15 protein-coding genes and 1 tRNA gene are annotated in these 18,461 nt (G+C 64.8%); 10 read left to right on the top strand and 6 right to left on the bottom strand.

Translation table 11 applies throughout. From position 1 onward, the window contains the following. Positions 1-14 precede the first annotated feature (14 nt). Positions 15-91, bottom strand: a tRNA-Arg gene (locus HAP47_RS40145). Positions 92-219: 128 nt separating this feature from the next. Between HAP47_RS40145 and HAP47_RS40140 the strand changes: the two genes are divergently transcribed. Then, positions 220-1,299, top strand: coding sequence for an LLM class flavin-dependent oxidoreductase (locus HAP47_RS40140; protein WP_173640026.1), 1,080 nt, complete (start codon positions 220-222; stop codon positions 1,297-1,299). Positions 1,300-1,406: 107 nt separating this feature from the next. Beyond that, complete coding sequence (locus HAP47_RS40135; protein WP_173640027.1) at positions 1,407-2,444, top strand: alpha/beta fold hydrolase; 1,038 nt, start codon at positions 1,407-1,409, stop codon at positions 2,442-2,444. A gap of 24 nt (positions 2,445-2,468) precedes the next feature. Here the strand turns inward: HAP47_RS40135 and HAP47_RS40130 are convergent, their stop codons facing one another. Next, positions 2,469-2,873 (bottom strand): YccF domain-containing protein, encoded by a 405-nt coding sequence (locus HAP47_RS40130; protein WP_173640028.1) that lies wholly within the window; start codon positions 2,871-2,873, stop codon positions 2,469-2,471. A gap of 170 nt (positions 2,874-3,043) precedes the next feature. On the opposite strand from HAP47_RS40130, the gene HAP47_RS40125 reads away from it, so the two are divergent. After that, positions 3,044-3,505 carry a carboxymuconolactone decarboxylase family protein gene (locus HAP47_RS40125; RefSeq protein WP_231168686.1) on the top strand — a complete coding sequence of 154 codons (462 nt, stop codon included), beginning with the start codon at positions 3,044-3,046 and terminating at the stop codon, positions 3,503-3,505. Positions 3,506-3,865: 360 nt separating this feature from the next. Here HAP47_RS40125 and HAP47_RS40120 read toward each other — a convergent pair whose 3' ends face one another. Further along, entirely contained in the window at positions 3,866-5,638 is a 1,773-nt protein-coding gene (locus HAP47_RS40120) for a putative bifunctional diguanylate cyclase/phosphodiesterase (protein ID WP_173640029.1), read from the bottom strand. A 213-nt stretch (positions 5,639-5,851) separates the two neighbouring features. After that, the gene (locus HAP47_RS40115; RefSeq protein ID WP_173640030.1) at positions 5,852-6,814 is read right to left on the bottom strand and encodes a sensor histidine kinase; all 963 of its coding nucleotides are present in this window, start codon (positions 6,812-6,814) and stop codon (positions 5,852-5,854) included. Between the two features lie 179 nt (positions 6,815-6,993). Here HAP47_RS40115 and HAP47_RS40110 point away from each other — a divergent pair, with 179 nt between their 5' ends. From HAP47_RS40110 to HAP47_RS40100, 3 genes are all read left to right on the top strand, one after another. Further along, positions 6,994-7,833, top strand: coding sequence for an SDR family NAD(P)-dependent oxidoreductase (locus HAP47_RS40110; RefSeq protein ID WP_173640031.1), 840 nt, complete (start codon positions 6,994-6,996; stop codon positions 7,831-7,833). Between the two features lie 42 nt (positions 7,834-7,875). Then, on the top strand, positions 7,876-8,940 hold the full coding sequence (locus HAP47_RS40105) for an adenylate/guanylate cyclase domain-containing protein (RefSeq protein ID WP_231168685.1): 1,065 nt from the start codon (positions 7,876-7,878) through the stop codon (positions 8,938-8,940). Positions 8,941-9,301: 361 nt separating this feature from the next. Further along, complete coding sequence (locus tag HAP47_RS40100; RefSeq protein ID WP_173640032.1) at positions 9,302-10,339, top strand: IS110 family transposase; 1,038 nt, start codon at positions 9,302-9,304, stop codon at positions 10,337-10,339. A gap of 340 nt (positions 10,340-10,679) precedes the next feature. Here the strand turns inward: HAP47_RS40100 and HAP47_RS40095 are convergent, their stop codons facing one another. Continuing rightward, complete coding sequence (locus HAP47_RS40095; RefSeq protein ID WP_173640033.1) at positions 10,680-11,921, bottom strand: LLM class flavin-dependent oxidoreductase; 1,242 nt, start codon at positions 11,919-11,921, stop codon at positions 10,680-10,682. Positions 11,922-12,193: 272 nt separating this feature from the next. Between HAP47_RS40095 and HAP47_RS40090 the strand changes: the two genes are divergently transcribed. Both HAP47_RS40090 and HAP47_RS40085 read left to right on the top strand, forming a co-directional pair. Further along, positions 12,194-13,600 (top strand): MFS transporter, encoded by a 1,407-nt coding sequence (locus HAP47_RS40090; RefSeq protein WP_173640034.1) that lies wholly within the window; start codon positions 12,194-12,196, stop codon positions 13,598-13,600. Between the two features lie 209 nt (positions 13,601-13,809). Beyond that, the gene (locus HAP47_RS40085) at positions 13,810-14,985 is read left to right on the top strand and encodes an extracellular catalytic domain type 1 short-chain-length polyhydroxyalkanoate depolymerase (RefSeq protein WP_173640035.1); all 1,176 of its coding nucleotides are present in this window, start codon (positions 13,810-13,812) and stop codon (positions 14,983-14,985) included. 15 nt (positions 14,986-15,000) lie between these two features. Here the strand turns inward: HAP47_RS40085 and HAP47_RS40080 are convergent, their stop codons facing one another. Further along, positions 15,001-15,669 (bottom strand): MBL fold metallo-hydrolase, encoded by a 669-nt coding sequence (locus HAP47_RS40080; RefSeq protein ID WP_173640036.1) that lies wholly within the window; start codon positions 15,667-15,669, stop codon positions 15,001-15,003. A 175-nt stretch (positions 15,670-15,844) separates the two neighbouring features. Between HAP47_RS40080 and HAP47_RS40075 the strand changes: the two genes are divergently transcribed. Together HAP47_RS40075 and HAP47_RS40070 are read left to right on the top strand one after the other, a co-directional pair. Then, positions 15,845-16,657, top strand: coding sequence for an RMD1 family protein (locus HAP47_RS40075; RefSeq protein WP_173640037.1), 813 nt, complete (start codon positions 15,845-15,847; stop codon positions 16,655-16,657). Between the two features lie 107 nt (positions 16,658-16,764). Next, positions 16,765-18,372, top strand: coding sequence for an alpha-amylase family glycosyl hydrolase (locus tag HAP47_RS40070; RefSeq protein ID WP_173640038.1), 1,608 nt, complete (start codon positions 16,765-16,767; stop codon positions 18,370-18,372). Positions 18,373-18,461 lie beyond the last annotated feature (89 nt).

Genomic DNA, 18,461 nt, shown 5'->3' with positions numbered 1-18,461 from the left:
ACAAAAAATCGAAGTGGCGCACCCGACACGATTCGAACGTGTGACCTTTGCCTTCGGAGGGCAACGCTCTATCCAGCTGAGCTACGGGTGCGTGCAGGGTTCATTTAGCTGATTGGCTCCGGGTCGGCAACGGCGTTGTCCGGCCGGTTCAGGGCTGTAAAATGCCTGCGCCAATATGACGGGCCTTCCGAAAATGCCGTCTTGCGAGGGAGTTTGCCCATGCGTCCGCTGGAATTCGGCTGGTATCTGCCCACGCATGGCGACACCACGGCCTATGGGCTGATGGAGGCGCAGGTCGCCGGCTCGCCGGAACTCTGCGACCGCGTGGTCAAGGCGGCCGAGGACGCCCGGTTCGAATATCTCCTGATTCCGGTCGGCTCGGTGTGCTGGGAGGCCTGGATATCCGGCGCGTTCATGGCGGCGCGCTCCGCGCGGATCAAGCCGCTGATTGCAGCAAGGCCGGGCTATATCAACCCGGTGCTGATGGCCAAGATGATCTCGACCTTCGACCAGATGTCGGGCGGGCGGATCTGCATCAACCTGATCGCCGGGCAGAACGAGAGCGAGGTCGAGGCCGAAGGCGTGCGCTACGCCAAGGAGGAACGCTACGCGTTGATGGAGGAGGAGGTCTCGATCCTTAAGGCGCTGTGGACGACGCGCGGCCCGGTCAACTTCCAGGGCAAGTTTCACACCATCTCGGGCGCGCATATCCGGCCGCGTCCGCTGCAGCAGCCATTTCCAAGATTCTATCTCGGCGGCGGCTCGCGGCAGGCCTGGGAGGTGTCGGCGAAGCATTCCGACGTCCATCTGTTCTGGGGCGATCTGCCGGAGCGTATCGCGGAGAATATCGCCGAGATCCGGCGGATGGCGCGGGCGCATGACCGCGAGGACGCGATCGGCTTCGGCATGCGGCTGCAGGTGATCTGCCGCGAGAACGAGGCGGATGCCTGGGAGGCGGCCGACCAGCTGGTGCGCCACGCCACCGAGCGGCAGAAGCAGGAGATGAAGACGCTCTACGTCAGGTCCGAGGCCAACCAGCGTGTGCAGCAGCTCGCGCGCGACTATGGCGACCTCCTGATGCCGCATCTGTGGACCGGGATCACCAAGGTGCGGCCCGGCGCCGGCATCGCGGTGGTCGGCAATCCCGCGCAATGCGCCGCGACCTTGCAGCAGTTCATCGACGCCGGCTGCCACTCCTTCTGCCTGTCCGGCTATCTGCACGACGAAGAGGCCGAGCGGTTCGGCCGCCTGATCCGCCCGATCCTCGCCGCGAACAATCGCGGGCGGCTCGCGGCGTGAGGTGTCGTCCGGAAGCTTTCTGAAAATTCATGGGTGAATCGGCGTGCGACGCGCCATGATCTAGTCGGGATCGCATCGCCGCTCGCGGCATCAGCGGAGTTGAAACCATGCATTACCGCGCCTGGCTTGCGGCGTTGACACTGCTCATCGCGGCCGTTCACGTGCCGATCGCGTCGGCAACGCAGGCGCGGATCGAGCGTGACCGGAAGCCGGTCAAGGAGATCGCCAGCGGTCGCATTGCCGTCGGCAGCGCGATGTTTCCGGTCTATCTCTCGGCCGATTGGTCCCATCCGCTGCCTGATGTCACCCGTGCGGTGCTGGTGCTGCACGGGGTGCTGCGCAATGCCGACGATTATTTCCGCTCGGCCCTGAGCGCGCAGGCCGCGGCCGGCGATATCGGCAAGAGCACGCTGATGATCGCGCCGCAATTCTTGATCGAGCCCGATGTCGAGGCGTTCAAGCTGCCGGCGGAAACGCTGCGCTGGAGCCTCTATGGCTGGCAGGGCGGCGAGCCCGCGGTCGCGCCAGGCCCTGCGAGCTCGTTCGAGGCGCTCGATGCGATCCTGGCCAGGCTCGGCGACCGCAAGCTGTTTCCCAACCTGAAGCAGGTCGTCGTGTTCGGCCATTCCGGCGGTGGCCAGGTGGTGCAGCGCTATGCGATCGCGGTGAAGGGCGACCGGGTGCTGCTGCGCGAGGGCATCGGGGTGCGTTATGTGGTCGCCAATCCGTCCTCCTACGCCTATTTCACCAAGGAGCGGCCGGAGCCCGTGATCGCGGCGAAGTGCGAAGGCTACAACGGCTGGAAGTTCGGCATGGACGACCGTCCGCCCTATCTCGCCGAGCCTACCCCGGCCGCGCTGGAGCAGGCCTATGTCGCGCGCCGCGTGATCTATCTCCTGGGAACGCTCGACACCAACCCCAATCATCCCGCGCTCGACAAATCCTGCATGGCGGAAGCCGAAGGGCCGTATCGCTACGCGCGCGGGCAAGCCTATGTCGCGGCGATGCAGGCGCGCGACAACGGCACGCCGAACCACAGCGTGTGGGATGTGCCCGGCGTCGGTCACGAGGGCGGCAAGATGCTCAACTCGCCCTGCGGCCTGACCGCGGTGTTCGACATCCCCGGCTGCGAGGCGGCGCGCTAGGATTCCGCGACGTTGCGTAGCGCCTTACGCCGGCACGATCACCTTGCCGATCGGCCACAGCGCGATGCCGGCGAGTTTGAGATGCGCCCAGGCAAAGGGAATGCCGATAATGGTCACCGCGAGCAGGATCGCGGTGATCACATGGCCGATCGCAAGCCACCAGCCGGCCAGGACGAACCAGATCAGATTGCCGATCACGCCGAGCGGCCCGGTGCCGATATCGGACATGCCGGTGACTTCGTCGCGCCGCACCGCACGCGAGCCGAATGGCAGCAGCGTGTAGACCGCGATATTGAAGGCGGCGCGCGCCCAGGGCAGCCCGATAATGGTGAGGGCCATGATCACCGCGGCGATCAGCCAGCCGAACGCCATCCAGGCGCCGCCGATCAGGATCCAGAGGATGTTCAGGAGGATAGACACAGGCTGCATGGCTGACACCTTCGCGCCGCTTCGGACACCCCCAATATAGGCTGATGTCGGGCGCGGCGGTAGGTGCGGCCCAAGCGCGCGCCGATCTCGTTGCATCGCCCTCGATCGCGACTAAGCTCGCGCGGTCGTGCAGGACGACGAGAAGCCCGCATCGGAAAGGGAGAGCAACAATGAGAAAATTACTTGGGGCGGGCGTTCTGGCGGTCCTGACATTGACCGCGCCGGCCGCGCGCAGCGAGGACGCCGCGCGGTTCGCGCCGCGCAACGCCAAGTTCACCGTGCCGCCCTACCGCGCCTATATCCGCAACCCCGATCTGGCACCGAAGCTGTCGAACCTGTCGGACTATCTGCGCTGGAACACCTCGCTGCCGCCGCGACTGAGCGAAATGGCGATCCTGATCACGGCGCGGCACTGGACTGCGCAATACGAATGGTCCGCGCACTATCCGCTGGCGATGAAGGGCGGGCTCGATCCGAAGATCGCAGACGTCATCGCCAGGGGCACGCGGCCCGACGGCATGAAGGACGACGAGGCCGCGCTCTACGATCTCGGCATCGCGCTCTATCGCGACAGGAGGTCAGCGACGCCGTCTACAAGGCCGCGCTGGAGAAGTTCGGCGAGCGCGGCATGATGGATATCATCGGCATCATGGGCTACTACGACCTGGTTTCGATGACGCTGATCACGATGCAGGCCGGCTCCGCCAATGACAGCGTGCCGCCGTTGCCGGTGCTGGAGAAGTAGGGCGGTAGGTTTGTCGAGCTTGGCCGCGACGGGATCGCGCTCCCTCGCCCCGCTCTTGCGGGGTCGAGACGAGCGAAGCTCGCTCTTAGAGGGTTGGGGTGAGGTGTTCCCTCCACAGATTCGGTGGCAGATGGATTCGCGGAGACTCCCCCTCACCCGGATCGCATCTGATGATGCGATCCGACCTCTCCCCGCGAGCGGGGCGAGGTGGCAAGCGGCGTCTGCTTGTTCGAAACGAAGCGGCCTTTTATCGCCGAAAACCGCTGGCGCGCGAGTAGCTCTGGCGGCTTTCCTGGGCCGGGCGTGCCGCCATGCTGGCGCGTGTCTCGCTCGCGACCGGCGTCGCGGGCTTCAGGTCCTCGAGGAAGATCGGCTTGGCGAAGTAATAGCCCTGGGCGTAACGGATCTTGGTCGCCGCCTGCAGATAGGTGAGCTCCTCGTAGGATTCGATGCCCTCGGCGATCACGGTCATGCCGAGCGCTTCGCTCAGCGATTCGATCGCGCGCAGGATGCCCTGGCTGCGCGGCCGTTGATGGATGTCGGTGATGAACGAGCGATCGATCTTGATCTCGTCGGCGGTGATGTCGGCGAGCGCCGACAGCGACGAATAGCCGATGCCGAAATCGTCGATCGAGATGCCGACGCCGATGCCGCGCAGGATCGGCAGGATCTGGTCCTGGAAATGCGACCGGGTCACGAACGCGTCCTCGGTCACCTCGATCATGAAGCGTTTCGGGAAGCCGGTTTCCTCGATCGCCCGCGCGAACCGGCGCATGAACTCGACGTTGGAGGCCTGCTTGGCGGCGATATTGATGCTGATCGTCGCCGTGGGGCCGAATGTGTCGTTGATCAGGTCGATTGACTTGACGATCTCCGCCAGCACCAGAAACGTCAGCTCGTCGATCAGGCCGAGCTCCACGGCGAGATTGATGAAGGTGCCCGGCGCCTGGATCACGCCCTCGTCGTCGCGCAGCCGGACCAGCGCCTCGATGCCCTTGATCTCCTGGGTGCGGATATCGACCTTGGGCTGGAATGCGCAGCAGAAGCGCTTTTCCAGGATCGCCAGCCGCAACGACTGCTCGATCTTCATCCGCGCCAGCGCCTCGCGCTCCATGCTGTTGTCGAAGAACGCGGTCGCGCCCTTGCCGTTGTTCTTGACGCGGTACATCGCGATGTCGGCGTTCTGGCGCAGCGCCTCGTAGCTCCTGCCATGCATGGGGTGGAGGCTGACGCCGATCGAGGTCGAGGCGAAGATCTCGGAGTCCTCGATGAAGAACGGCGCCTTCAGCCGTTCCTGCATGACGTGGATGAATTCGGCGACCTCGTCGTTGCCGCTGATCGGGTTCAGCAGCAGCAGGAATTCGTCGCCGGAGATCCGCGACAGGATATCGGTCTCGCGCAGCGCGTGGCCGAGACGCTTGGACAGCTCGACCAGCAGCGCGTCGCCAATCGCGTGGCCGTAATAGTCGTTGATGTGCTTGAAGTTGTCGACGTCGAGGAAGGCGAGCGCGAAATGGCTCTGCGCGGAGTCGCGGATCAGACCATTGACGCGATGCTCGATCACCCGCCGGGTCGGCAGGCCGGTCAGTTCATCGTAATAGGCCGAGCGGAACAACTGATCCTCGAACGCCTTCTGCTCGCTGATGTCGGTCGAGGTCGAAATCAGGAGATTGCGCCCGGCGATCTGGACCGGCCGGTGCGCGGTGAGGAACACGTATTTGGATGCGCCGCAAGCGAGGACTTCCTCGAGCACCACCGGATGGCCGCTGCGCAAGAGATCCAGGCTGGCGGTGTGGCGCTCGTCGACCGGCGACGGCTGGCTGGCGCCCGCGGCCAGCTGCAACTGGCTTGCTGCCGCTTCGTTCACGAGGATGAACTGGCCCTGCTCGTCCTGGACGGTCACGCCGGCCGGCAGCAGCTGGAGAAGATCGCGCAAGATGCGCAATTCATTGCTGGAAATGTCGTCCTGCCCGGTCCCTGCCGTACCCGCCTGAAAATCGTTCTTGGTGAAACTATGCATGCGCCGACCTTGGCAAAGTCCATTGTAGTTTTGGTTAAGCGGACTTGCGAAATGCCGTGACAGAAAGAGACCCGGGCTGCTTTCGCAAGCCGCCGCGGCAATCGTCATTAACAGAGTATCAATGTCGGCATCGGCCGCCGGTGAAAGCGATTGCGGCGCGCGCGGTTGCATCGGCACGCGCGAACAAAGCGCGTGTACCGAAAAGCAGACTTATCAACAGCTGGGGAGATTGCACTGCATGGTGCAGTGAACACCGGTCTTCAGGTAACTGATCTCGGTCTTGCCGTCGAACGGCCGCAGCGCCGACTTCAACAGCTTGGTGCCGAAGCCGGCTTCGCCGATGACCTCGACCACCGGTCCCTCGGTTTCGTCCCAGATCACGTTGAGACGCCCATCGTCCACCGTCCATGACACCTGCAGAAATCCGCGCGGCGAGGAGAAGGCGCCGTATTTTCCGGCGTTGGTTGCGAGCTCATGGAAGATCAGCGCCAGCGAGACGGCGAGCTTGGCGGGCAGGAACAATTGCTCGCCATTGAGATTGAACCGCACGTGGCCGTAGGGCCCGAGCTCCGAGCGCAGCAAATCCTTGATATCGCAACCATAGCCGTCGACCCGCGCGATCAGATCGTCGGTCGCCGCGAGCGCGCGGATACGATGGTCGATGCGCTGCCAGACATCGGGCCGGTCCTGCAGCGCTTGATGCAGCACCGCATGAATGGTCGAGGACTTGTTCTTCAGCCGGTGCTGTAACTCATCGACCACGATCTTGCGGTACTGCTCCTCCTCGATCAGCCGCTTCGAAACCTCGCGCTGCTGCGCGACCAGGGAACGGTAGTGCTCCACCCCCCAGATCGCGATGCCGCACACCACCCAGAAGATCATCAGCAGCGCAAAGCGCGCCGGGTCGGCGTGCGCGCTGCTGAAATTGAGCAGGACGCCGAGCAGGCCGCTGGCCAGCGCGGTTGCGATCCCGATCCGGAAGCCGCCAAGGGCGGTCGCGAAGAATACCGCCGGGAAATAGGGCGTGAAGAACACGTCCGGCCTGATCTGGGCGAGCCCGAACCGCGCGGCCGTGGCCAAAACGAGACAGAACACCGCGAACGCGACCGCAAGCAGCAACGATGGCTGCGCATCGCCCCGCCAACCCGCCTTGAAATCGTCGATCCACTTCACCATCGGTCGTTCCAGTTCACGTGAACAGGCGATCCAAAATAAGGCCGCTGCGACCGAAAAACCGCAGTTGTGGCCTTCTGGCCACAGGCGGACCTCGCCAGCTGTTAACCGCGCCAGTGCTTGCGTTGTCGGGAGCGGCTGGGGAATATCCGCAACGTCAAAGGTTAGATCGGGGGACTGGCATGGGACGGCTGGACGGCAAGGTCGCGGTGATCACTGGGGCGACCAGCGGCATCGGGTTACGCACCGCCGAGATCTTTGTCGCGGAGGGCGCGAGGATCGTGATCGCCGGGCGCCGCGCGCCGGAGGGCGAGGCACTGGCGCGCCGGCTCGGCGGCGACTGCATCTTTCGCCAGACCGACGTCACGGTCGAGCAGCAGATGCAGGCGCTGATCGCGCTTGCAGTGGAGCAGTTCGGCCGGATCGACTGCCTGTTCAACAACGCCGGCGGTCCGGCGCAGACCGGCGGCATCGAGGGCCTCGATGTCGAGCGGTTCGACGCCGCGATGGCAACCCTGGTACGCAGCGTCATGCTCGGCATGAAGCATGTTGCGCCCATCATGCGCCAACAGGGTTCTGGCAGCATCATCAACAATGGCAGCATCGCCGGCCGGCTCGCCGGCTTCTCTTCGTCGATGGTCTATGGCGCCGCGAAGGCCGCGGTGATTCATTTCACCAAATGCGTGGCGATGGAGCTCGGCGAGTCCGGCATTCGCGTCAACTCGATCTCACCCGGCGCGATCGCCACCGGCATTTTCGGCAAGGCACTGGGGTTGTCGACCGAAGCCGCCGAGCAGACCCCGGCTGTCATGCGCGAGGTCTACAAGGCGGCGCAGCCGATCCCGCGCGCGGGCCTGCCCGACGACATCGCGCATGCCGCGGTATTCCTGGCGAGCGACGAGTCGAGCTTCATCAACGGCCATGACCTTGTCGTCGATGGCGCCATGACCGGCGGCCGCAACTGGAGCCAGCAGCAGGCGGGCTACGTCGCGCTGCGCAAGGCGTTCGATCAGGGGGCGTAGGCCGAACGATCGAGCTCGCGATGACGCGAAGAGAAGATCGCCATGTCCGCACTGACCAAATCGATGGAAGGCTCTCCGCACTCACGGCCCCGCGTCAGTGCGAAGCTCGAGCGGAAGCTGCAACGTCTTGCTGCCGTGGTCGTGGTCGGAATCCTGTCCGGCCTCGCGGTCGGTCTGAGCCGCGGCGGGGGCGGAGCCACGTCGCTGATCGCCGGCGCCACCTATGGCTTCCTGCTTGCCGGCATCATCGGGGCCATCGAACTGTTCGTCCTTGAGGATTGGGATTGGCTCAACCGACTGCCTTTTCTCACCAATCTGATCGCACGCAGCGCCATCTACGCCGCCATTATCGTCGGCATCCAGCTGCTGCAGGCAGGCGAGCGTGTCGCGGGCGCGCCACTGCAGGCCTCGTTCGAGGATTTCTGGTGGAGCTTCGCCTATTCCGCGGGAATCTCGGTGCTGATGAATCTCGGCTTCAGCGTCGCCAATCTGATCGGCCCGCGCGCCTTCATGAACTTCGTCACCGGGCGTTATCACTCGCCGGTCGAGGAGGACCGTTTCGTGCTGTTCGTCGATATCGCCGGATCGACCGGGCTCGCCGAGCGGCTGGGCGGCATCGGTATCCATCGTTTTCTCGACCGCACCTTCCGCCTGCTGACGCAGTCCGTGGTCGACTATCGCGGCGAGGTGCTCAACTATATCGGCGACGAGGTCATCGTGACCTGGCCCGAACATAACGGCGCGGTCGATTGCCGGCCGCTGCGCTGTTTCGTGGCGATGCGCCGCGCGCTGCAGAAGGCAGCGCCGCAGTTCGAGCGCGAATTCGGAGCGGTGCCGCAGATCCGCGGCAGCCTGCATTTCGGCCCCGTGATCGTCGGCGAGATCGGCGACGTCAAGCGGGCGATCGTCTTCAACGGCGATGTCATGAACACCGCGGCGCGGCTGGAAGAGCTGAGCCGCAAGGTCGACGGCGGCTTCCTCGCCTCGCGCGCGGCGATAGTGCGCTTCGCCGCGCCGCCGCCATTTCCGGTGAGCGATCTCGGCCGACTTCCGATCCGCGGCCGCGTCGACGGCATCGATGTGGTGGGGATCGGGGCAGTGGCGTAGCCATTAACCTCTTCCGCAAGCGGAGCGGCGCCGCTGAGCTTCTACCTTTTGCTCGGAGCCCATGGGTGCGATCGGCACCCGGCTTTCCCTGCGCCCTCTCTGTGAAGCGGGTGTAGACAAAGGGCAAAGCTCGGACAGATCATGTCGCGAGAACGCGGAAGTATGACTCACCGGCCGCGCAACAAATTCGATGTCGTCCTGGCGAACGCAGGGACCCATAACCATCGAAATTAATGGTTGGACTGAGCTGGAGCTCCAGCCTTCATCGTTGTGAGAGCTGTGGTTGATGGTGTGGACGGCCCCCTACGGCATCAGTGTGCCAGAATGAGGTTGTTGCAAATCTCAGACATGGAGACCGTCCGTGAGCCAGATTATCCGCATTGGGATGGATACGTCGAAGTATATTTTTGTGTTGCATGGGGTTGATGCGACGGAGCAGGTGGTACTGCGCAAGAAGCTGTCGCGCAGACAGGTGCTGGAGTTCTTCGCCAAATTGCCGCCGACCGTGATCGGGATGGAGGCCTGCGGGGCGTCGCAATATTGGGCGCGAGAGCTTTCCAGGCTGGGCCATGAGGTGAGGCTGATGGCGCCGCAATTGGTTAAACCCTACGTGATGCGGAACAAGAATGACGGGCGGGATGCAGAAGGCCTGTGTGAGGCGATGAGCCGGCCGAGCATGCGCTTCGTACCGGTGAAGACGGCCGAGCAGCAGGCTGCGCTGATGCTGATGGGGGTCCGCGACGGATTGATCGCCCGGCGCGCCCAATTGACCAATACGATACGCGGCCATGCGGCGGAGTACGGCCTGATCGCGCCCAAGGGACTGGACGCGATCGAACCACTGCTGGCGCGGATCGCGCAGGACGAGACGCTTCCCGCTCTGGCGCGCGAACTGTTTGTGGTGCTGGGCCGGGAGCGCGTCAGGCTCGAGGGTGAGTTGGAGGCGGTTGAGGCCAAGCTGATGGCCTGGCACCGCGGCGATGCCACGGGCCGGCGCCTGGCTCAGATCCCCTCGGTCGGTCCGATCGTTGCAACCGCGCTGGTGATGAAGACACCTGATCCGGGCGCGTTCCGCTCCGGTCGTCACTTTGCGGCCTGGCTGGGATTGACACCCAAGGACCACTCCACCGCTGGCAAGACCAGGCTTGGCAAGATCACGCGGGCGGGCGATGAGGACCTGCGCCGTTTGCTGGTCGTCGGGGCCACGGCGGTGATCCAGCAGGCCAGGCGCGGACGCGGTCATCACTCGCGCTGGCTGCTGGCGCTGATCAAGCGTAAGCCGCCGCTTGCGGCCGTAGCGCTCGCCAACAAGGTGGCGCGCATCGCCTGGAAGCTGATGGTGACGGGCGAGAGTTATGACGCCGCACGGCTGAATGCCGCTACGACGGGTACCGCTTAACAGATTGGCCGGCCGGCGGGCTCGCTCGTCAGCCGACCCGGAGCTGCAAGAGCAGATGGAGCGGTCGATCGAGCAACGAAGCGAGACAATCCGCAGGACCCATCGGCCGCCAACAGGTCGCGTGGTTGTTTGGAACTCGCATCGCGCAAACCATCTTGGCCAGCGATCCATTCGATCGCACTCAACAGGCCGGACATATGGATGCAAGCGATCCGATCAATCCCAGAAAGCTCTTGTGCCACGGGGGCCGTCCACATATGGGTCCTGGCTTTCGCCAGGACGACCGTGTGGGTGTAGCGCGACGTGCGTTACCTTCGCCCCTCGGGGCGAGGGTAGCAAATCACACCTTCTGCTTCGCCGCTTCCTTCGCGAGGTCGGGCGCATTCACGGCTGGGATCGCGACGCGGCCGGTGCCGGTATGCTGAAGCGCGGCGGCGGCCTTGTCGTTCTGCATGATCTTGGCCATCACCGCCTGGCCGGCGCGTTCGAACACGGCGCGGTTGTCGATTACGAACTGGCGCGACTTGCGCAGGCCGTCGATATAGCCGTTGATCTCCGGCACGACATAGCGCGCGACCATGTCCCAGCTCCGGCGGGTGTTTTCGGGATTGGCCCAGTCATGGGCGAAGCCGATGATCGAGCCGACGCCGCCGGAGACGTCGACCAGGTTCTTGATCATCTTGATCAGATCATCCGGCGTGCCGATGGTGGACGCAGCACCTTCGACGAAGGCGGTCTTGTCGACGGCTTCGTCCGGCGAGGCGAATGCGGTCAGGCCCGGCCGCATCAAGGTGCCGACGTTATATTCGTTGTGCCAGCGCATCAGCCCGGGGCCGGCCTCGCGCCGCGCCTGCTCGCGCGTTTCGGCGATGTGCCAGGACAGCAGCACGCGCCAATTGGCACGGCTCACCGTGGTGCCGGCCTTCTTGGCGGCGTCCTCGGCGAACTGCCACTGCTGCGGCAGCGCCATCAGGCCCTGGGTCGACATCGAGCCCAGCGAGATGATGCCGATGCCGTATTTGCCGGCGAGCGTCATCCCCGACGGCGAGATCTGCGAGGCCACCACGAACGGCATGTCCTCCTGCAGCGGCAGGATCTGCAACGCGGCGTCGTGCATCTCGAACCAGTCGGTCTTGGCGGTGACGCGCTCGCCGTTGAACAGGCGGCGGATCACCGCGATCGCCTCGTCCTGACGGTCGCGCTGGGTCATCGGGTCGATGCCGAGCGTATGCGCGTCGGAAGCGAGCGCGCCGGGGCCGGAGCCGAAGATGGCACGGCCGCCGGTCATGTGATCGAGCTGCACCATGCGCTGCGCGACGTTGAAGGGGTGGTGATAGGGCAGCGAGATCACGCCGGTGCCGAGCTTGATGCGCTTGGTGCGCTCTCCGGCGGCGGCCAGGAACATTTCCGGCGAGGCGATCGTCTCCCAGCCCGAGGAATGGTGCTCGCCGCACCAGAATTCGTCGTAACCGAGCGCGTCGAGCTGTTCGACGAAATCGAGGTCGCGGCGGAATTGCAGCATCGGATGCTCGCCGATCGGGTGATGCGGGGCGAGGAAGGCTCCGAACTTGAGGCGCGCCATTGGTCGTTCTCTCCGGATTATTGTTATCGGGGGCTTTCCGCCAACCTACGGGGTGGCCCGAGGCAAGGCAATGCTCCGAGGCCGCGGCGCCCGCATGGTTGTTGCGCAAATCGGCGGCGATTGCCGCCCTCCGGAATGTTTCCCAGCGCATCAACGCAAATTGGCGCCGGGTCGAGCGTCCGTGATCCCAAGCTTACCTCGCAGGTAATCGATGGGATGACCGGAATCTGCTGATGTCGGCCGCAACGTCATTTCGGGCAGGACCGCAGCACATGCACCAGATCGTTTCGACGCGGGCGGAGACCTCCCGCCGCTGGTGGGTGCTTGCGATCGTGGTCGCCGCGCAGTTCATGTTCGGCGTGGATGCCTTCATCGTCAACGTCGCGATCCCGACGATCGCGGCGGAGCTGCACGCGACTCCGGCGCAGATCGAGGCCGTGATCGCGATCTATCTGATCGCCTATGCCACGCTGGTTGTCACCGGCGGCCGGCTCGGCGATATCCACGGCACCCGGAACGTGTTCATCGCCGGCGTCGCGGGCTTCTCTGTGACCTCGCTGTGGTGCGGTCTCGCGCAGTCCGGACCGGAGCTGATCGTCGCACGGCTGGCGCAGGGCGCGACGGCGGCGCTGATGGTGCCGCAGGTGCTGGCGACGCTGCATCTGCTGTTCTCCGATGCCGCCCGTGCGCGGGCGTTCGGCATCTACGGCGTCGTGCTGGGGCTGGCCGGCGCGGCCGGCTTCCTGCTCGGCGGCGTGCTGGTGGCGCTCGATCTCGCCGGCCTCGGCTGGCGCGCGGTGTTTTTCGTCAACGTGCCGTTCGGCGTCATCATCATCGCAGCGGCGCTGAAGATGATGCCGACGGTGCCGCGCCGATCCGGCACGCGGCTCGATATCCCGGGCGCGATCGTGCTGTTTCTGGGCTTGCTGTGCCTGATCGGGCCGCTGCTGTTCGGTCACGATCTCAACTGGACGGCGTGGGTGTGGCTGGCGATGGCCGCAGGTGTTGCGATCATCGCTGCCTTCGTGCGGCTCGAGCGCGGCGTCGCGCGCCGCGGCGGCATGCCGCTGATCGATCTGGCGCTGCTGTCGGATCGCGCCTTCATGCGCGGCCTGGTCGCGGTGTTTTTCTTCTTCTTTGCCAACCTGTCCTTCTACCTGGTCATGACCATGTTCATGCAGCAGGGCTTGCAGATCCCGCCATTGCAGGCCGGGCTGGTGTTCGTGCCGCTGGCGTTGACCTTCGTGATCGCCTCGCGCCACAGCGGCATGCGTGCCAGACATCGCGGCACGCTGGTGCTGATCGAGGGCTGCGCCGTGCAGATCGTTGGACTCGCCGTGCTCGGCGCGACGGTTCAGGCGATCGCATCACCATCGGCGCGCTGGCTCGCGCTGGTGCTTGTCATCTTCGGCTACGGTCAGGGCTTGGTGATGGCGCCGCTGTCGAGTGCGGTGCTGTCGAGCGTGAAGCCTGCGAGTGCCGGCGCCGGCTCCGGCATGTATGGCACGACGACGCAGATCGGCAACGCGGCCGGCGTCGCCGCGATCGGCGCGGTGTTCTTCGCCGTCGAGAGTGCGACATCCGCACGTCTGGCGCTGTTTGCGGCATGCGCATTGTTTGTGCTGTCGATCGCTATTTCAGCCGCATTTCTGTCATGGATGCGCCGTGCCACAGCGTGAATCCGCAGAGATCTGGCGCGCAATCTTGAAAAGTTGGTGCTCAAACAAGGTGCTAAGGCAACAATTTCGATCAGCTCGCAGTGCGATCACGCGTTAACGCCGATTCTCACATTTCCGCAGGGAAAGACCGCACACGGCCTTTTCATTTTGCAGTGCAGCAATTATCTGATCGGGTGATCCGGAAGGATAAATCACCTCAGGAGTTGCTGTTGTCCCTGGTCAACAACGTCGAATTTTTGCGTCATCTGCCCAAGATGAACGCGTTCAACGGCCTCGGCGCGTTCGCGCCGGCCGTGCCGACGCCGCTCGTCGAGACGACCGAATTCGGCGTCAACCCCGGCGATCTGAAGATGTTCTCGTTCGTGCCCCCGCAGCTTGCGCGGTCGCCCGCGCTCGTCGTGGTGCTGCATGGCTGCGGCCAGACGGCTGCGTCCTATGATCTCGGCGCCGGCTGGTCGACGTTGGCGAAGCATTACGGCTTTGCGCTGCTGATGCCTGAGCAGCAGGCGATCAACAACGGCAACACCTGCTTCAACTGGTTCAATCCGCAGGATATCGCGCGCGGGCAGGGCGAGGCCTGTTCGATCCGGCAGATGATCGCTCATATGGTCGGCGCGCATCAGATCGACCCGCGACGCATCTATGTGACGGGGCTGTCAGCCGGCGGCGCGATGGCCTCAGCCATGCTCGCGACCTATCCGGATGTGTTCGCGGGCGGCGCCATCATCGCCGGCCTGCCGTTCGGCGTCGCCACCGATCTGCGCGAAGCGCTGCAAACGATGATGCATGCGAGCGCGATGTCCGCGCCCGAGCTCGGCGGTCTCGTCCGCAACGCGTCCACGCATGGCGGCGCCTGGCCGCGGATTTCGGTGTGGCACGGCAGCGCCGACCGCACCGTGCATCCCGGCAATGCCGATGCGATCGTCCGGCAGTGGCTCGACGTTCACGGCCTGCCGCTGGCGGCAATGTCGAAGGCGGAGGTCGACGGCCATCCGCGCGAGGTCTGGTGGAACGCCGACGGCGAAACGCTGGTCGAATCCTTCTCTATCACCGACATGGCGCATGGCACGCCGCTCGGGCTGGCCGACAATGACGAGCGCTATGGCGTGGAGGGCGCGTTCCTGATCGAGGCCGGGATCTCCTCGTCGTATCACATCGCGAGCTTCTTCGGCCTGACCGACAAGGTCCGTCAGCCGCATATCGCTCCGACCGGAATCCCGCGCGAGCGCGCCGATACGATCTCGATGACCATCCCGGTGCCTGCGGCCGAGCCCGAGGCCGTATCCGGCCGCAAGAGCGACCGGCCGCGCAAGCGACGGAGCAAGGGTGTCGACGTCGGCGCCGTCATCACGCGGGCGCTGACCGCCGCAGGCCTGATGAAGTAACGGTTGATGAAGTAGTTACATCTCGCCGGTCAGGAACGGGTTCGTCATCCGCTCCTGGCCGATGGTCGATCCGGCGCCGTGGCCGCAGATGAAGCCGACGTCGTCGCCGAGCGGCAGCAGCTTCTGCTTGATCGACTGGATCAGCGTCGGATGGCTGCCGCCCGGCAGGTCGGTGCGCCCGACCGAGCCGGCAAACAGCACGTCGCCGACATGGGCGAAGCGCAGTTCCTTGTTGAAGAACACCACGCTGCCCGGCGAATGGCCGGGGCAGTGCAGGATGTCGAAGGCGAGGTCGCCGATCGAGACCTGATCGCCCTCGTCGAGCCAGCGGTCCGGGCCGAAATTGCGCACCCCGGTCATGCCGAAGCGCTCGCCGCTCGAGACGACGTTGTCGAGCAGATATTTGTCGGCGATATGCGGACCCTCGATCTTGACCTGCAGCGCATCGCGCAATTCGGCGGCGCCGCCGACATGATCGATATGGCCGTGGGTCAGCCAGATCTTCTCGACCGTCACGCCGGTCTGCTTGATCGCGGCCTGGATCTTCGGCACGTCGCCGCCGGGGTCGATCACCACAGCCTTCTTGGTCGGCTCGTGCCAGATGATGGTGCAGTTCTGCTCGAACAGCGTCACCGGCACGATGATCGCGCCGGCCTTCGGTTTGGTGTCGGTTGTCTCGTTCATGGGGGCACCATAGGCTACCGGAAAATGCCGTCAACACGCTCGGGAAATGCGTCGGCCCCGGCGTGTGATCCCAAAACGGACCGTGATAAGGTCACCTCCAGCAGAACACCTTCGTGAGCAGGCCGGTATACAGTTGCTCTCGATCATGCGTTAAGTCCTCGCAGTCCGGAACTTCATGACCCAGGCCCCCAATTCACCGCTCGGCGGACCCCGGACCACCGCCCGCGCCTTCTTCGTCGCGGACCGCATCAATACGTCCGGCCTCGAGCGCGGCGACGTGCTGGCCACGACGCCGCTGGCGTTTCGCGTCAATGACAATGGTGTGGCGATCCTGTTTCGCTATGGCGTCGTCGTCCTGATCGGTCTCAACGCGCTGGAGGAGGATGAATTCCTGCGCAGCCTGCAGTCGCGCATGACCGGTCTGTTCACGCGGCGCGAGGAGGAGATCGCGATCATCGAGCTTGCGGCTGACAGGGAAGACCAGATTCCGCCGGGCGGCCCGATCTATCTGCAAAGCCTGTCGCCGGAGCGGCTGATCCTGGTCGGCGAAGCGCTGGCCAAGAGCGTGGTGCTGGCGCGGCATGAGCGTGAGGTCCGAACGGTCTTCGACACGACCGAGCCTTTGGCGCGCGAGCTTGCGAAGGGCGGCCAGGTCCATGGCGGCCGCGTCGCGATCCTCAAGCACATCGGCAACGCGCTGTTGGTGCGGCATCGCGTGGCCGGACCGGTCGAAGTGTCGGAGAAGCCCGACATCCTCTGGGACAAGCCGCATCTCGAGCGGCTCTATGCCCGGCTCGAGGACGAGTACGAATTGAAGGAGCGTGCGGAGTCGCTGAACCGCAAGCTCGCGGTGGTTGCCGAGACGGCGCAGGTGCTGACCGATATCATCGACACCAGCCGCTCGCTGCGGCTGGAGCTGATCATCGTCTTCCTGATCCTGTTTGAAGTGTTGATCACCATCTATCAGCTCGCGATCGCCCGGCACTGACGCATTGCAGCCATTTTTCCGTCCCGAATTGTGCGTCATCCCTGAACCGACAGGCCGCCCCGGGGCGCGGCGCGGCCTGGACCGGGCTGCGAGCTTGGGGGGACGGGATGGATCACGACGGCAGGGACTGGTGGCGGCGCGGCATCTTCTATCAGGTCTATCCGCGCTCGTTCGGGGATAGCGATGGCGACGGCGTCGGCGATCTCAGGGGGATCATCGCGCGACTGCCCTATCTGACGCGGCTTGGCGTCGACGCGGTCTGGCTGTCGCCGATCTTCCCGTCGCCAATGGCCGATTTCGGCTACGACATCTCCGACTACACCGGCATCGATCCGCTGTTCGGGACGATGGAGGATTTCGACGCGCTGGTCGCCGCTGCGCACGATTCCGGCCTCAAGCTGATCCTCGACCTGGTGCCTAACCATACATCCAATCAGCATCCGTGGTTCATCGAAGCGACGAGCTCGCGCGATAACCCGAAGCGCGACTGGTACATCTGGCGTGATCCGGCGCCGGATGGCGGTCCACCCAACAACTGGCTGTCGGAGTTCGGCGGCAGCGCCTGGACGTATGACGAGGCCTCCGGCCAGTACTACTATCATGCGTTCCTTACCCAGCAGCCTGATCTGAACTGGCGCAATCGCGAGGTCAGGGACGCGATCTATGAGGTGATGCGATTCTGGCTGCGCAAGGGCGTCGACGGCTTTCGTGTCGACGTGATCTGGCACCTGATCAAGGATGCCGAATTCCGCGACAATCCGCCGAACCCGCATTACCGGGAGGGCAGGCCGCCGCACGAGAAGGTGCTGACGCAATATTCGACCGATCAGCTCGAAGTGCACGCCGTCATCACCGAGATGCGCCGCCTCACCGAGGAGTTCGACAACCGCGTGCTGATCGGCGAGATCTATCTGCCGCTGCACCGGCTGGTCGCCTATTACGGCAACGATCTGCGCGGCGCGCAGATGCCGTTCAATTTCGCGCTGCTGTCGACCTTATGGAGCGCGCGCTCGGTCGAGCAGATCATTGCCGACTATGAAAAGGCGCTGCCGCCGGGCGCGTGGCCGAACTGGGTGCTCGGCAATCACGACCGGCCGCGGGTGGCGAGCCGGGTGGGGCCCGCGCAGGCGCCGGTCGCCGCGATGCTGCTGCTGACGCTGCGCGGCACGCCGACGCTGTATTACGGCGACGAGATCGGCATGCACCAGGTTGCGATTGCGCCGGAGGAGGTGCGTGATCCCTTTGAAAAGAACGTGCCTGGTATCGGCGTCGGCCGCGACGGCTGCCGCAGCCCGATGCAATGGAGCGCCGAGCGCTATGCCGGTTTCTCGACGGCCAGGCCGTGGCTGCCGCTGGCGAAGGACTTTGCCCGCGACAATGTCGCAAGCCTGGAGGCGGAGCGGGCGTCGATACTCAACCTTTACAAGGCGCTGATCGCGTTGCGGCGAAAGCTGCCGCAGCTCGTCCATGGCAGCTATGAGCCGGTGACGGCGCACGGCGATGTCCTGCTCTACCGGCGGCGCAGCGCCGAGGGCGTCGCCGTGATCGCGCTGAACTTCGGCGCGGCCTCCGCGTCGGTCTCCTCCAGCGCCATCGGCTTCAGCAACGAGGTTCTGCTCTCGACCTTCATGGACCGGCAGGGCGAGAAGGTCGAAGGCGCGCTCGACCTGCGCGGCAATGAAGGCGTGATCCTCGGGCCGCATCAGGACGACTGAAGCGCGATGAGATCAGGTTGAATCATCATCGCGCTTTGGCTTCGTGTTTGGGCATGATCCTTTCGGAAAACCGCTTCACACTCTTCCGG

It is taken from the genome of Bradyrhizobium sp. 41S5, from assembly GCF_011516665.3.
GTDB lineage: Bacteria > Pseudomonadota > Alphaproteobacteria > Rhizobiales > Xanthobacteraceae > Bradyrhizobium > Bradyrhizobium quebecense.
Note: the sequence above shows the minus strand (reverse complement) of the source record. Positions and strands in the feature narration are given on the sequence as shown.

What these genes read in the sequence shown, in the direction of transcription:
- HAP47_RS40140 (WP_173640026.1), top strand. Translation starts at nt 220, where the DNA reads ATGCGTCCGCTGGAATTCGGCTGGTATCTGCCCACGCATGGCGACACC.
- HAP47_RS40135 (WP_173640027.1), top strand. Translation starts at nt 1,407, where the DNA reads ATGCATTACCGCGCCTGGCTTGCGGCGTTGACACTGCTCATCGCGGCC.
- HAP47_RS40130 (WP_173640028.1), bottom strand. Translation starts at nt 2,873, where the DNA reads ATGCAGCCTGTGTCTATCCTCCTGAACATCCTCTGGATCCTGATCGGC.
- HAP47_RS40125 (WP_231168686.1), top strand. Translation starts at nt 3,044, where the DNA reads ATGAGAAAATTACTTGGGGCGGGCGTTCTGGCGGTCCTGACATTGACC.
- HAP47_RS40120 (WP_173640029.1), bottom strand. Translation starts at nt 5,638, where the DNA reads ATGCATAGTTTCACCAAGAACGATTTTCAGGCGGGTACGGCAGGGACC.
- HAP47_RS40115 (WP_173640030.1), bottom strand. Translation starts at nt 6,814, where the DNA reads ATGGTGAAGTGGATCGACGATTTCAAGGCGGGTTGGCGGGGCGATGCG.
- HAP47_RS40110 (WP_173640031.1), top strand. Translation starts at nt 6,994, where the DNA reads ATGGGACGGCTGGACGGCAAGGTCGCGGTGATCACTGGGGCGACCAGC.
- HAP47_RS40105 (WP_231168685.1), top strand. Translation starts at nt 7,876, where the DNA reads ATGTCCGCACTGACCAAATCGATGGAAGGCTCTCCGCACTCACGGCCC.
- HAP47_RS40095 (WP_173640033.1), bottom strand. Translation starts at nt 11,921, where the DNA reads ATGGCGCGCCTCAAGTTCGGAGCCTTCCTCGCCCCGCATCACCCGATC.
- HAP47_RS40090 (WP_173640034.1), top strand. Translation starts at nt 12,194, where the DNA reads ATGCACCAGATCGTTTCGACGCGGGCGGAGACCTCCCGCCGCTGGTGG.
- HAP47_RS40080 (WP_173640036.1), bottom strand. Translation starts at nt 15,669, where the DNA reads ATGAACGAGACAACCGACACCAAACCGAAGGCCGGCGCGATCATCGTG.
- HAP47_RS40075 (WP_173640037.1), top strand. Translation starts at nt 15,845, where the DNA reads ATGACCCAGGCCCCCAATTCACCGCTCGGCGGACCCCGGACCACCGCC.
- HAP47_RS40070 (WP_173640038.1), top strand. Translation starts at nt 16,765, where the DNA reads ATGGATCACGACGGCAGGGACTGGTGGCGGCGCGGCATCTTCTATCAG.